This window comes from Legionella lansingensis (genome assembly GCF_900187355.1).
GTDB classification, from domain to species: Bacteria; Pseudomonadota; Gammaproteobacteria; order Legionellales; family Legionellaceae; genus Tatlockia; species Tatlockia lansingensis.
Map to the genome: position 1 here is coordinate 1,573,109 of NZ_LT906451.1, position 13,718 is coordinate 1,586,826.

A 13,718-nucleotide genomic window follows, 5' to 3' on the forward strand; every position below is an offset into this window, starting at 1 on the left:
TACTCTGAGAGTTACATCTTTTTTCGGTGTTTTTCGAACACCATATTCTTTAGAGTTCATATTCTTATTATTCTCCTGTTTGTATTTTCGTCTTAAAAAATTGGAAATAAGTTGGCACGACGCATCTATAGTGCGGACACCATACTCTCATTTTCCAGCCTGCATAACGTTCAGATACCTCGCTAAAGCTTGATATGATCTTGAATATGCAAGATGAATAGATGCCATATTTCTTCAGGAATTAAAAGTGGCCTGATCAATTTAGTTTTGTTAGATGGTTGCCTGAGTTTTATTCACGTTTTGGCAGTGCCACGAATAATGAGCCTGCGTGATTTAGCCCATGTGCTTCCACACCAGCTTGATCACCCTCACCCTTATAGACATCAACATGAGCTCCCACAATGGCACCGCCTGCGTCTTGGGCTATACACCAGGAAGTCGATTTTTTGCAATGATAGATAAAATTCATCCCAATAGGAATTACCCTGTGATCTGTTGCGCACGAAGCATGTGGAGTTAGGGGAATATTTTCTGAACCATAAGGTCCACCGGCTTCTTTAGCAAAAAATACAAAGCTTTGATCGCGATTTCGCAAGTCAGGGGCTTTATCGCGGTTAAGGGGACTATCTAGATATTGGCGAATTAGCTTTTCTGACGCACCGCTTTGTCTAACTTCTTTAGACAGGTTACAGCGTAACTTTGCTTCATCATGACATTTAGGATCTTTAGCGCAACGTTCCATTGTATCAAGGTTGCCACCACAGGTTGGGTCTTGTGCGCATTGGATTATGCGACCAAGCATGGTACGTGGCCTGCCGTTAGCACCATCATAATTGAGACGAAAAAATTTGCCATCAAGAATTAATGAGCCAGAACCTTGAAGCATTAAAAAAGCTGGGTCATTTGGGTCTTTAACATAACCAATTATATATTTTGGATCTAAAGCGCCATGATTAATTTCCTGTCGATCTGGCACTACAGAATATGTACCATCGGCATTTTTCAGACAAAATCCACGCACCATTTTGCTAACAGGGTCTACTCCGCAAAGGGGAGCTTTCACATTAAATTTTTTGCTTTCCGAAGCTACATTTACAACGCCGGGATTACTATAGATAGGATATAAAAATGCTCCACCACGTTTACTGCGAGCCTCAACAGGGGCTGGTGCGTAATAGGCAGTAAATTGGAATTCACCCTTTTTAAATCCTGCATAATTTTCAGGCCAGCCATCGCTTTTATACCAGTCAAATTCGGTTTTGATCGTCGATAAATATTTTTTAAAATCGCCATGGGCTGCTTTTGCAAGAGCAAGCATTTTTTTGTTGGTATCTAGGCACCATTCTTGGCGCTTGAATTTATGACCAGCAATAGTCACTGTCTGAAATTCACCTTGGTTTTTATTGCAGTTTTCAATCTGATGATTTAATGCCTTGATAACTTCATCCATATTGCCTACAGGATTATCTAACGGCAGCTCTGATGCTGAAATTTTATGAAACTTAAAGCGCAACACGCCAGGCTCTTTGGCGGCCATTTTCTGTCTTGTGGTAATGTCCACGAGTCTTCTAATATCTAAACAGCGCTGGATTGGATCAGAGGGGAGGGCTGCTTGAGTGATGAGACTAAAAGCCATTAGGGCAATTATTAAAGTTGATTGAAACATTAATATCCTTATTCTAGTTTGGTTGAGCCTTTATCCAACCTTTGAAATTTTTTTATTAAATAATTACTTTATAAATCTTCTTCGATTGCATTCAGACCTGCCTGCGCACAGATACCATCTAGCTCTGGATTGGCACCACTGATTCCTATTGCACCGATATGTTGTCCGTCTTTAGTAATGATAGGAAGACCTCCTTCAAGCAGAACGATATCAGGGACGCTAAGATATGGGCCGTTATCAATATTTTTGTTTCTATCCGCAAGCACCTTCGTTGAAACAGGTATACTTGCTGAGGTCATAGCTTTAAGTTGAGACATTCTAACACTAACAAAATTATTATTATCCATACGGCGATAATACTTAAGATTTCCATGAGCATCCATAATGGCCATTGCTATAAAAATTTTATTTTCTATAGCTGTCTTTTCTGCGGCATCAGCCATTTTTTTTGCCATTTGCAATGATAGCGCTTTAATCTGTAAAGTCATTTTCGTAGCTCATGAATTTTACGAAGGGAAGTTATTGTATATGTTAAATTTAAGTTAGCAAATAATTTACAAGAATGATATAAGATATAGCGCATGCACTCTAAGTCTGATTATTTTGATAATCAGACTTAGGGTGTGCGGTAATTCGTAGATTCCATAAATGAGTGTATAGCCCGTTTACACGAATTATACGATTTGCTTAAATCCATTAATCTTGTCGCCAACATCAAATAAGGAATATGCATGCTTATTCTATATGGAGCTCCTGGCTCAGTGTTTGTTAGAAAACCTCGTATTTTATTGCAAGAAAAACAAATAGAATTTGTTGTTGATCCAATAAATCTATATGAGTATATAAATGATGAGTTTAAGCAAGCTAGCCCGCTCAAAAAAATCCCAGCACTAAGAGATGGTCATTTTACACTTGCTGATTCGTCAGCTATTTGTGCTTATATTGATAAAAAATACCCTATTCCTAGTTTTTATCCCGATAACCCAGAAGACTACGGAAAGGCCCTTTGGTATGAAGAATATGCTGATACTGTTTTATTTCAGGCTATTGCGCCTTGTTATTATCAAACCGTGCTTGTCCCTCTTTATCACCATCGAGAACCTGATAAAGAAGCCATCAATGCAGCACTAAGCATACAACTTCCTAAAGTTGCCTCTTATTTAGAAAATGAATTACTTAATAAACAGTTTTTAGTAGGCAATCAGTTTACTATTGCTGATGTGGCTACTGTAAGCATGTTTATGAATATGTACTTATCTGGATTTCAGCTTAACCAAGAATCTTGGCCAAACTTATCCAGGTATTTGAAGGTTCACTTTAAACGTGAAAGTTTTAGTTCCTGTATTAAAGATGTAGAAGCTGAATTATTAAAAATAAGTTCAGCTACTACTGCTGCAATTAATGATCTTCAGCATCTCATCTAGGCGCAGAATTTAATGTTAAGGGATTTTCTATAAGTAATAATATATCTTTATAAATATTAGTTGAAACCTCATTTTCCTCTTTCCCTATGTTTTCTATTGTTGTTTGACAATGTAGCCGCAAAGTCAAAGGATTATCTTCTTCATCGCAACCAATAACCTCGTCACAATCGAGGCCGGATTCAAGAAAAAAATTAATTATAGCCTTTATTTTTTTGACGCATGGTGCAGTCAATTTTTCTGAATCTGAAAGTTGAGATAATTTTTGAAATAAGATTCTATCTAAAGACAAAAAGGTAAAAGTAAGCCATGTGCCCGTAATATCATAATCCGCAAAATATCCGTTGTATTTTCTAAAAGGTATTTTTTTATGAACATCCAATCCTAACTCAATCATTTTTTTCATTGTATCAAGATGCATTGAATCAATTGCTTCAGCAAATAATGCAGCAAGATCAATCGAGAATGTCGGAATTTTTTTAAAAATGATGCCAATCACACAATAAGCATCAAGTTTACATAAATCATGTAGGTGGAACGGCGGTAACGTTGAAGGACGCGATATTAAAGTATCAAATAAAACATCTGCTTTCTTTTCAGCTTCAATTAATCCATCTTTAAATTCTATTAAATCAGCCCCTTGTACCTTATTTGAGATAAGAAATACATGTTCACTAATTCCTTTTAAAAAAGAGGTCTTTGATTCTTCTAGAAAATTACACCTATTAAGTTCAATCGAGGCAAAGGGATAATAGTGATCGTAATGATCAAATTTATCATTAATAAATTGCTGCATAAATAAAGCTTTTTGATACGCAACAAACAATTTTCGTTCCTTTGTAAGTTCTGCTGATAAGCGATGATAAAAAAATTTATGGTTGGGTATGGTTGCATCAAAACGACAGTTAAAATCCTCATGCGTTTTTTTTCCCCATAGGATATTACTTAAACATAAGAAATTCTTACTGACATAAGTTACGCTGTCTAACTCAGTGGTGGATAGAAAAGAAAAAATAATTAGTTTGAGTGCGTCGGGAAGTGAATTAAAATTAGGCACTTTTGTCCTTCGTTGATATTTTTATAGATCTGATATTAATCGTTCCTGAAGGCTGTACTTTGGGATCTGGAGAGCCAGAAACTGGGAATATGATGAATCCAAAATTTACATCAAGATTCCGTGCAGCTTCCTCAATGGTTTTACACTCATAAGTATCAGAACGAGATACTGAGCTCCCTAAACATGTCCAATTTTGTTTTTTAGATAGATCTAAAACGACACGTCGATATTTGCCATCCGAAGGAATTTCAATAGGCATCCCGGTTAATGCAAAATTGGCATATTTCCTATTGACAGTTGTTGTTTGAAACCAAAAAACCAATTTACCACCCTTTAAATTTAAATCTTTTGTAGCCATATCAATTTCTAGGATGGCATTACTGATATCAATGGGGGTTTGAGGTCTAAACCATGTCAATAAATTTAAATCCCCTGCTCCTGGATAGGCATGATTTTTATCAAGCATCCAAGGTGATTTTAGTTGGTTATTCCCATCAATAATATTTGCATGTATGGTACAAGCATAAAGACCTAGCCAACTAATGGTACAATTGATGTGGTTTTTAGGAATTTGCGATTTATCAAGTAACGATAACATGGATTCCCATCCACCATCACCCTTCGAAAAATCATGCTCATAAAGCGTAGATGCATGCAATGAATAGTTAATTAAAACGATGCAAGCCATAGCTCTTATAAAGATAATGACTATCTTACAATGATTAAGCACCCTATTCTCCAAAATTCATTTAGACTTTTGAGCAACCCAAACCGTTGCTTCTCCACATGCTGGATCTCGAATGTTGTGTACAAGTACTTTAAAATGATTATCTGTAAGTATCTTGGCGTATTCTTCAGAAGAAAGAGAGGCATGATATAAATCATGTCCTCCATTATCACCCCAAACTTCACCGTATTCAGATCCAGATGTAAATATTAGCAAGCCATCTTGTCTCACTAAAGAAGCAAACAATTTCAATGTAATGCGTTGATCAGCATGAGATAAATGAAAAAAACTGTGCCAGGCGATGACAGCGTGAAAGTTCTCTTGCAAATTTAAAGTACGCATATCAGCGAAAAGCCATTTTCCGTCTGGAAATCGCTGCTTACATAAGTCAATCATTTTTCTACTTGCATCAACGCCCGTTACTTTATAACCTTGTTCAATTAAAAATCGAGCTATAGGCTCACCAGTACCACAGCCAACATCTAATATTTTGCCTTCTGATGGAACGTATCTTTGCAGTAGATTCAAATAAAACGTTTCCATAGTGAGTTCTTTATTACGATGACTATCAAACCAATCAATGATTTCATCATAAATAAGGTACATCTTGTCTTTATTTTTAGCTTTTACGTTGTGACTGTTCGTTGGCTTAATACGATATTTCAATTGCGCAAAACCACCACCCAAACATTTTGCTTCAAGAAGATCTAACTCAATATCATGTACCAATGACCCGAATAATGGGCGGCCAGAGCCTAATAAAACAGGGATGAGCGTTAGTGTTAACTCATTGATGAGATCAGCAGCAAGGAATTTCTGGATTGTAATCCCCCCATCAATATAAAGATGTTTAAACCCTTGTTTTGTTAAACGCCGAACTAACTCAACGGGTGTTTCTACAGATGTAGAAACATATGTTTTTAAATGCTCAGGAATTTTAATTGGATGGCTACTCATGACCACTACTGGAAGATCACCATAGGGCCAGCTATCAAATGATAATACTTTTTCAAAAGAATGCCTTCCCATGACCAAGCCATCGACTGTTGACATAAATGACTTATAGCCGCCATCTTCGCCAGCTGGTGCTAGAGTGTTAGCTTTCATCAACCAATCAATAGAACCATCATTCCTAGAAATAAATCCATCGAGGCTGGTAGCTATAAAAACCGAACATTTGGCCAACATAAACAGCCTTTTAATTAATTTAAATTTCGCTTGCATTGCTGCCTATAGCAACAAGGTAGTGTAAGGCGACTACAAATGGATTTTTATTGTACGTTAAAATAAATAGCTAATCCATTTGCAGAGAGTAGCTTATTTTTTATGGATGGTGTTTGTTCAGAAAAGTTAATTTTAGTCAGACCCTTATGTACTTCTTCCAGAAATCTTGTAGAATGACCAGCTTTTTAAATGATGACTATTTATTGCTCTCACTGAAAAAAATTTTATTTAAATTTCAAGACATATCGTTTCTTGCATAAGGGTAGTAACAATTGTTGTATCAAGGTGTCGCATGAAGGAAAAAAAAGAACAAGAAAATGACTTATTGATTCCAATTAATCTTGAGGAAAAACCTGAAGAAGACAGTGAAAAAAAACTCAAGGAAGAACTATCAGCCTTACGCATAATGCTTCAGACAGTAAGAATAGCAACCCCAATGGCGCTTTCTTTTACATTCACGGCCAGTGAAATAGCAACAGCCATGATGGTTGCTCGCATTTCGGAAGATGATCCCGACAGTTATCTTGCTGCTGCCACCTTAATTACAACGACCACAAATGTTTTAGCCTGTATCTCAATCGCCCCACTGTTTGCTATGAGTATTAGAGCCAGCAAAAAGCAGGGGAAACTCATCAATGAAGAAGCAGAGGTTGTGCAAGATCCCATTAAAATAGAAAGGTTAAGAAGCAAGATTGCAAATATCTTTAAAAGTGGCGTTGGAGTAAGTACGCTCATCATGCCATTACCTTTCTTGGGTATGTATTTTTCAAAATCTATTTTGATGGATTGGTTTGGACAAAATGAACATATTGCCGAGTTAACACAACAAAATCTTCGCGCCTATTCTTTTGCTTTGCCTGGCCTTATGTATCGAATTGCCGCTGAACAAATGATGTTTGCCTTTAATAAAACAACACCTGCCATGGCCATTGGACTTGGTAGTTTCGCTGTGGGGACAGGTCTTGCTTACTTTTTGACATTTGGACCACCCAAGCAAGGTTTAGCTGGCATTGGTTATGGCTATGTAGCCGAGTCTTATCTAACTTGTTTAGGTTTTTGTTTATATCTTGCAAAGAATAAGATTTTTAAGGACATTAACTTTTTTAACTTTTTAAAATTGGATAAGGATATTCTGCAACAGGCAAAAAAAATGCTCAAGTTGGGTTTGCCTATCACTTTACAAATGGGATTTGAGCTTTCTGCCGCTTTATTAATTGGCATGTTTTCAGGATGGCTTGGTCAAGATCAACTAGCCGCTCAAAATTTTGCCACACAATTATTTATTTTTGCAGTTATCCCTTCTGTCGCCTTGGGGCAAACAGTTACCCAGGAAGTCAGCCGTTTAATAGGACAGCAAGAGTTTAGGAATGCAATGCGCTTTGCTCGTTATGGTCTACTAACCAGCCTCGGTCTCGTTGGGACCATCGCTATACCTCTTGCCATTAAACCAGAATGGCTTATCAATACCCTATCCCTGTCAGTTGGAGACAAAGCATTGCAAATCTCCAAAACATTAATCCCTCTGGCGGCGACTCAGACTGTTATAGATACTGCTGGTTATGGTATGACCCAGGCATTAAGAGCAGCCAATGATAGCAATATCCCTACTTACTCAAAAATCTCCTGCCTGGTTTTCGGAATTCTTCTCGCATACGCGTTAGGTCTACATACTTCCCTAGATATCTATGGGATTGAAATAGGGTTATTAATAGGTGTTGCTTTGGGTAGCATGATATTACTGCCCCAATGGATCAATGGAACAAACCAAACAACAATGGAGAAATCGCATCTTGGTATAATAGAGGCGCCAAAAACTGAATCCATTTATGGAAGAGTTAAGCAATTGTTCTTCAGTAAAGCAGATAAACAAACTCCATCACTACCTGGGTATGAGAGAATCGAAGGATATGACGGTCCTTAACTCCCCTAGTCAGCAAAATAAGCTCCCTGATTTTTGCTGATTAGTAGCTTACAGGCGTTTGATAATTGTTTCCTGTTCAAGATTTCTACCAGACACGTGATCAATTTTTCATTTTTTTTATAATCTGCTTCTGAAATATTCAAGAGTTCTTGAAGATGCGGTTTAGAAATATTAAGTGGATCTCTTTGCTCTTGTTGAATAACAGGATTTATTCTGATGTATATAAATTTCGGCAATTCGTCTGTTTGGACATTAATTAATCGGGCTAGCTTTGCAGCTAATTGATTTGATAACTGACTGTGTGTTTCAATCGTTGTCGTAATAAGATTAGGGAGCCATTTAATCAACCCCCAGCTTGCAATATTAGGCGAATTGTCAGTTATCCCAGGATAATTACCTGTACCTAATGATAAAATGAGATAATGCTTTGTATTCGGGCACACTTTGCTACCATAGAGATAGGCCAACAATGTGGGATTATTCATAATCATGCCCATATCATTAATAATGTATTTTAAATTACCTTGCTCATCATGAAAAATCTTGGGCTCAAAGAACGACATCATTGCTGTTGTTCCAGTAATCACATCTCTGACCCTGTAATTCGTACTATTAATACTACAATTCTGCCAATTACAAAATGGAATGATATCCATGCTGACAGCATCGTAGCCAAACACAATAACTTTGGTTTTTAACTCATCAAGCCCTTGGTTTGCATAAAATTTCTTTCCAACCTTTCTTATACCCGTGGAACTGTATTTGGGTCCAATGAGTCCATCAAGAGTAAAAAATTGATGAGTCCAACTATTAAAAAACAGTTTTGACGCGTCATTCGTATAAAAATCCAGGAGTTTTTTAGCGGAAAATTTATTTTTACCTTGTTTATCAGGTAATGTTAACGCGGTTGCAATGATAGAACCCGTTGAGATTCCTGCTACTAAATCAAAATTTTCACTGATTGGCCTTTGGGTTAACTCTTCTATTTTAGATAGAAAGTATAACGGAATAATCCCTCTTATTCCGCCGCCATCGATAGCTAATATAGTAAAGAACTCCTGACCACAACTCGTGTGCAGATGTTGTTTAAACGGTTTTGCAATGGGTTTAGCTGGCAGATTCCTATGAAAAAGAGAACGATGGTATAAAATAAAAGCAAATATCGTAACAAGAATAAGAACAAAAATACCTAGTAATATAAAGTATAATTTTGAAATTCCATGTGTGATCATTAGCACTTTTCCAAAATCAATTCGAAATTAATTTTATTTGTCTGATGAAAGCCCTGGCCCGTTTAGCATACATTGTTATCACAATGTATGCATGATTATTATTTTATGCCCTAATACAAACTAACCCTAGCTAAAGCCAAATTGCTTAAATTACTTTTTCACATTATAGGCAATGTTTATTAGGATATTTGCTGCAATGATTTGCAAAATAGTACTTTAGTGCCGAACTAAAAATTTTGGGCTCTTTTTCCATCAGAAAAATGCGCTCAGGCTGAAGCTCCGTATAGGTCGAATTTTTTAAAATCCGTTCATATACCATACCTGCGAAAGAAAAAAACCATCGATCCAGAAAAGGTAAAATTAACTCTGGATTGTTACTGTTATAACGTTGATGAATATCGGCGACTAACTCCTTGAGAAGCTGATAATTGTTTGCAAAATAATGATTGGCATTATCATGGCGTAAAACCAGCATTGTAGAGTCATTATGACCATTTTTTCTACCGGCATTCATGCTCATCGATACCACCACTCCTTGAGCATCTTCCACATAAAAAGGCCAACCTAATAGCATTTTGCCGTTGTGTTCTGCAAGATAAGATTGCAAGTACTCAATACCTTTATCGTTCAGCGGATCAAAATAACTTTGAATGCTATATCTGATAGCATAGTTGGTCTTAGGATCATACCCACACATGATTAAGGTATTGTAATAGAATAAATCATGCTTTATTTGATTTGAGAAAAACGAGTCGATTTCCTTCTCGACCTCATCACAAGTTAAGGTTGAATTGTCAAGTTCACCACCTACCCGTACAATTTGTGTGGGATATTCTGTGGTCCTAACCATTAATGCCGGATTCTTAAAAATCATTTGCACATTGGTCTGTTGCTTGATGATGGTATGTTTTGGAGTCTTGATATTTTGAATAAAAATGTTCTCATGTTCATTCATAGACGCAGCAGTGACCGATAAAGAGAAAGCCATACACGAAGTAATCAGTAGTAATTTCATAATCAATCCTTTGAAGAATGAAAAATAGAACTCTCCAAAAAGATAAAGGAGAGCATGAGGTAAGACATTAGGTGCATCCCTAAAAAGACGTTAGGGACGTATCCTAAGATTATACTCGTAGAGGGTTGTTGAGTAAAAACCAATTAGGATAGTATATTTTGTTTTTCATATTATTTTCAGGAGATTTCATGTTAAAAGGACTTAATTTGAGCAGATTTAGCTCTTTGGTTAAAACTTCTTTAATCTCTGCCGTCTTATTTTTTCCTATATGCGCACACGCCGGTCAACTTAATGGCTTGAGAGGTTCACGCTATTGCGAAATTCTTATTTCCAAAGATACAACCAGCCTGTCTGTTTACAACACGATAGGACTGAATGATTGCCCTGAAAGTCTATGGGATAAGATCACGGTTAGCTCAGTTAAAGGCGAAACAGGTGCTTCTTTTGTAAAATTAAATGGTCCACGCTATTGGGTTATCGATGGATTAACCGATTCCAGGTTAGTAAATCCTGAACAAAAAATAATTTCTGGCTTGGCAATGCGCGAAGCAGGGATTTTAAAAATCAGACTATCTGATTTATTGACTAGCTCTAAACTCTATCGCGAACATACAGTGGATCGGCAAACGACTTGGGTATATAAAGCAGGAAAGCCTGTTTATGAGCTTATTGATCCTAAAGGACAGGTTTTTGTTATGCAATCATATAGCATCGAAAAGCAACCACAAACCATGGAAAGTTTAGCGAACCTGGCTTCAAAACTAAAATTACCCGCTGGTTGGCAGTATCGTACGGGGATTTTACAGCAGGATAGTGAGTTAAAAGCTATCAATAACAAGGCCACTGTTATTCAGGATGATTTTTTGAATACCTATCAATTGGCTACGCATGATTTTCTAAAGGGATAACATGATTCTTGTCACTCTGAAGCAGCAAAGAATCTCCTCAATCTTGAGAGATTCTTCCCTACCCCATTTGAATCACTACCTCTCGTGCATCAGATAGCCCGTGGTCATCAACCACTCTGACGATAAATTTACCTGGGTGAGCCTCCCATAAAAAAGGTTTATCAGGACGGGTTTTGGCGATAAAACTCTCGTTGATAAACCAATAAATATATTGGATATCCGCATCGGTAACCGCAGTTAAAGGAATCTTGGTTTTTTGGTCAGAGTTAACGCGAATAATATAGCTCAACTCGGTTTGTGGTGAGGTAATTTGTGGACTTAAACCAAGATTGCCAATGGTTGAACACCTTGACTCATAGGGAGGTGGAACACGTCGCTGAATCCCTGCTTGCTTAAAAATTTTGAGCAAATCAGTTGGCCAAAATTCATAAACCTCAAAACGAGTATTCTCATTAAAATGGCACGTTCTAAGTCCAGTATTTTTATCAATAGCCACTTCGCGATAGATTGTATCGGATTTAATCGGAGATTTCCCAGGAATAAACCAGGTCATTTCTGTATCTTGACAATAACGTGTTGGCAGCATTCCTGATGCTTTACAAACGTCAACATGTTCCAGATGAAGATGCTCGGGGTGTTGCTCTATCCCAGGTATCGGCCCTTTTTCCTGTTGAATGGCCTCAATAAGCTCAAAAAAGAGAGGGGCTGCAATGTTTTTCCCCACAAACGCAGGGTTACTTTTATTATCAAAGTTACCAATCCATACGGCGAGAACATAAGGTCCAAAGGCACCGACAGACCAGGCATCACGATAACCCGAAGACGTTCCCGTTTTCCAGTAAATAGGCAAGGCTTGATGATGCGACGATATAGCATGACCTTCAGGTCGCGGCGTGTCCTTGAGAATATCCAATACTAAAAAACTTGCTTCTGGGCTTAGTAAACGTTCACCAGCATCAGCGGGCTCATCCGTGCGCATACGTAATGGATGCCAAATCCCTTTGTTAACCAACATAGCATACAACGTTGTTAATTCCTGCATTGTTAGTTCCGCACCGCCTAGAGTCAACGCTAAACCATAGTAAGATTCGGGTCTCAAATGGCTTACTTGAGCATCCACCAAGAATTGATGCAAACTTGGATGGGTCAATTGACTAGCAAGATAAATAGCAGGGATATTACGACTTAGGATTAAGGCATCTTTGGCTTTAATCGGTCCCATGAATTCATAATCAAAATTTTCTGGATTGTAACTTCCAAAGCTGTGAGGCACATCCTTTAGCACAGTATTAGGGTGAATTAATCCTTGGTCAAAAGCCAAGCCATAAACAAAGGGTTTTAGAGTAGATCCCGGAGAGCGCTTTGTGTTCGTGCCATTGATTTGTCCGTTAATTTCTTTATTAAAGAAATCAATAGAACCTACCATACCCTTAACTCCCATATCGCGTGTATCAACCAGTAGAACAGAGGCATTATAAACGCCAAGATATTTTTTCCTATTGATATAATGTCGTGTAATCCGTGAAAGAATGTGTTGAAAACGCACATCCAGTGTTGTCACTACGCTCTGAGTTTTCAGCTCAAAATTGTTGAGAACCGAGTACACCATATGTGGGGCAATAAAGGGTATATTACTTGAGTTTCTCATTGCTAAAGGCAAATTGATTGCAATTCGTTTATCAATATCTTTAGGGTGGTCTTCTAACCAACGCATAAAAAGCTTATTGCGACTGTCTTTTAAGCTGTCATTACCGGGGGTCCGTTTAGCAGGATTTTGCGGGATCACACTCAATGTTAGTGCTTCTGATAAGCTGAGCTTAGCTGGCGGTTTATCAAAATAAATCAGTGAGGCTGCACTCACTCCTTCAATGTTCCCACCATAAGGAGCAAGATTCAAATAAGCCTCTAGGATTTGCTTTTTGCTATAGTGTCGTTCAAGTTGTAGAGCTCGAATAATTTGTAACAGCTTCCCTGATAATTTTTTAGAATTAATACCATAACGAATACGAGCAAGTTGCATAGTAATTGTAGAAGCACCGACACGACGCGATTTGATAACATATGTTTGCCACCCTGCTTTGAACATAGCAAAAGGATTAATGCCGTAATGCCAATAAAAATACTGATCTTCTTGCAATAATGTTGCAGAAATCAGTTCTGGAGCAATCTGAGACAGGGGCGTATATAACCGATATTTATCATCGTGACTTAACGTAAGACGCAACAAGTGATGTTGCTCGTCATAAACAGCTGTAGAAAAACTAATCCCACTTAATAAAGGTGGCTTAGGCGAGAAATATAAAAATAATCCCCCGCTAATAAAAATTATTGCAAAAATGATGCTAATTTGCTTTAAAAATTTTTTCATGAGCGTTAAAGCGGTACTAGTTACTTGAATGAGCTAGCAGGTTGACTTGGCTTTTTATGGGCCTCTTCTAATTTAATGATTACTTGAGAAAATTTTTTCATCGCTTGTTCTTTAAATTGTAAGAATTCTTCCTGGTTATAAACATCTGTTGGAATAAGTTTGGGGACACAGATATATAA

General features: G+C 37.4%; 11 protein-coding genes. 3 read left to right on the forward strand and 8 right to left on the reverse strand.

Annotation, left to right across the window (positions count from 1 at the left end; genetic code table 11):
• Window positions 1–289: 289 nt before the first annotated feature.
• Both CKV79_RS07125 and CKV79_RS07130 read right to left on the reverse strand, forming a co-directional pair.
• Window positions 290–1,666 carry an MltA domain-containing protein gene (locus CKV79_RS07125; protein ID WP_028373007.1) on the reverse strand — a complete coding sequence of 459 codons (1,377 nt, stop codon included), beginning with the start codon at window positions 1,664–1,666 and terminating at the stop codon, window positions 290–292.
• A 68-nt stretch (window positions 1,667–1,734) separates the two neighbouring features.
• Window positions 1,735–2,154, reverse strand: a complete 420-nt coding sequence (locus CKV79_RS07130; RefSeq protein ID WP_197697224.1) for a GlcG/HbpS family heme-binding protein — start codon at window positions 2,152–2,154, stop codon at window positions 1,735–1,737.
• Window positions 2,155–2,397: 243 nt separating this feature from the next.
• Here CKV79_RS07130 and CKV79_RS07135 point away from each other — a divergent pair, with 243 nt between their 5' ends.
• On the forward strand, window positions 2,398–3,090 hold the full coding sequence (locus tag CKV79_RS07135) for a glutathione S-transferase family protein (RefSeq protein ID WP_028373006.1): 693 nt from the start codon (window positions 2,398–2,400) through the stop codon (window positions 3,088–3,090).
• Here the strand turns inward: CKV79_RS07135 and CKV79_RS07140 are convergent.
• Genes CKV79_RS07140 through CKV79_RS07150 form a run of 3 tightly spaced genes read right to left on the reverse strand, consistent with a single transcriptional unit; the run spans window position 3,083 to window position 6,095 of the window.
• Window positions 3,083–4,144: an F-box protein gene (locus CKV79_RS07140; protein ID WP_028373005.1), complete on the reverse strand. Its 1,062-nt coding sequence runs from the start codon at window positions 4,142–4,144 to the stop codon at window positions 3,083–3,085. The genes CKV79_RS07135 and CKV79_RS07140 overlap by 8 nt on opposite strands.
• Complete coding sequence (locus tag CKV79_RS07145) at window positions 4,137–4,874, reverse strand: hypothetical protein (protein WP_028373004.1); 738 nt, start codon at window positions 4,872–4,874, stop codon at window positions 4,137–4,139. Before CKV79_RS07145 ends, CKV79_RS07140 begins: the two co-directional genes overlap by 8 nt.
• A 15-nt stretch (window positions 4,875–4,889) precedes the next feature.
• On the reverse strand, window positions 4,890–6,095 hold the full coding sequence (locus CKV79_RS07150; RefSeq protein ID WP_231950059.1) for a methyltransferase domain-containing protein: 1,206 nt from the start codon (window positions 6,093–6,095) through the stop codon (window positions 4,890–4,892).
• 292 nt (window positions 6,096–6,387) lie between these two features.
• On the opposite strand from CKV79_RS07150, the gene CKV79_RS07155 reads away from it, so the two are divergent.
• Window positions 6,388–8,016, forward strand: coding sequence for an MATE family efflux transporter (locus tag CKV79_RS07155; protein WP_028373002.1), 1,629 nt, complete (start codon window positions 6,388–6,390; stop codon window positions 8,014–8,016).
• A 5-nt stretch (window positions 8,017–8,021) separates the two neighbouring features.
• On the opposite strand, the gene CKV79_RS07160 is transcribed toward CKV79_RS07155, so the two are convergent.
• The gene (locus CKV79_RS07160; RefSeq protein WP_051546129.1) at window positions 8,022–9,248 is read right to left on the reverse strand and encodes a patatin-like phospholipase family protein; all 1,227 of its coding nucleotides are present in this window, start codon (window positions 9,246–9,248) and stop codon (window positions 8,022–8,024) included.
• A gap of 163 nt (window positions 9,249–9,411) precedes the next feature.
• Window positions 9,412–10,263: an Lpg0189 family type II secretion system effector gene (locus CKV79_RS07165; protein WP_028373001.1), complete on the reverse strand. Its 852-nt coding sequence runs from the start codon at window positions 10,261–10,263 to the stop codon at window positions 9,412–9,414.
• Window positions 10,264–10,451: 188 nt separating this feature from the next.
• On the opposite strand from CKV79_RS07165, the gene CKV79_RS07170 reads away from it, so the two are divergent.
• Window positions 10,452–11,171, forward strand: coding sequence for a YggN family protein (locus CKV79_RS07170; protein WP_051546127.1), 720 nt, complete (start codon window positions 10,452–10,454; stop codon window positions 11,169–11,171).
• A 58-nt stretch (window positions 11,172–11,229) separates the two neighbouring features.
• Here the strand turns inward: CKV79_RS07170 and pbpC are convergent, their stop codons facing one another.
• The gene (gene pbpC, locus CKV79_RS07175; RefSeq protein ID WP_028372999.1) at window positions 11,230–13,539 is read right to left on the reverse strand and encodes a penicillin-binding protein 1C; all 2,310 of its coding nucleotides are present in this window, start codon (window positions 13,537–13,539) and stop codon (window positions 11,230–11,232) included.
• Window positions 13,540–13,718 lie beyond the last annotated feature (179 nt).

What these genes read in the sequence shown, in the direction of transcription:
- CKV79_RS07160 (WP_051546129.1), bottom strand. Translation starts at nt 9,248, where the DNA reads ATGATCACACATGGAATTTCAAAATTATACTTTATATTACTAGGTATT.
- CKV79_RS07150 (WP_231950059.1), bottom strand. Translation starts at nt 6,095, where the DNA reads ATGCAAGCGAAATTTAAATTAATTAAAAGGCTGTTTATGTTGGCCAAA.
- CKV79_RS07170 (WP_051546127.1), top strand. Translation starts at nt 10,452, where the DNA reads ATGTTAAAAGGACTTAATTTGAGCAGATTTAGCTCTTTGGTTAAAACT.
- CKV79_RS07135 (WP_028373006.1), top strand. Translation starts at nt 2,398, where the DNA reads ATGCTTATTCTATATGGAGCTCCTGGCTCAGTGTTTGTTAGAAAACCT.
- CKV79_RS07125 (WP_028373007.1), bottom strand. Translation starts at nt 1,666, where the DNA reads ATGTTTCAATCAACTTTAATAATTGCCCTAATGGCTTTTAGTCTCATC.
- CKV79_RS07155 (WP_028373002.1), top strand. Translation starts at nt 6,388, where the DNA reads ATGAAGGAAAAAAAAGAACAAGAAAATGACTTATTGATTCCAATTAAT.
- CKV79_RS07130 (WP_197697224.1), bottom strand. Translation starts at nt 2,154, where the DNA reads ATGACTTTACAGATTAAAGCGCTATCATTGCAAATGGCAAAAAAAATG.
- pbpC (WP_028372999.1), bottom strand. Translation starts at nt 13,539, where the DNA reads ATGAAAAAATTTTTAAAGCAAATTAGCATCATTTTTGCAATAATTTTT.
- CKV79_RS07165 (WP_028373001.1), bottom strand. Translation starts at nt 10,263, where the DNA reads ATGAAATTACTACTGATTACTTCGTGTATGGCTTTCTCTTTATCGGTC.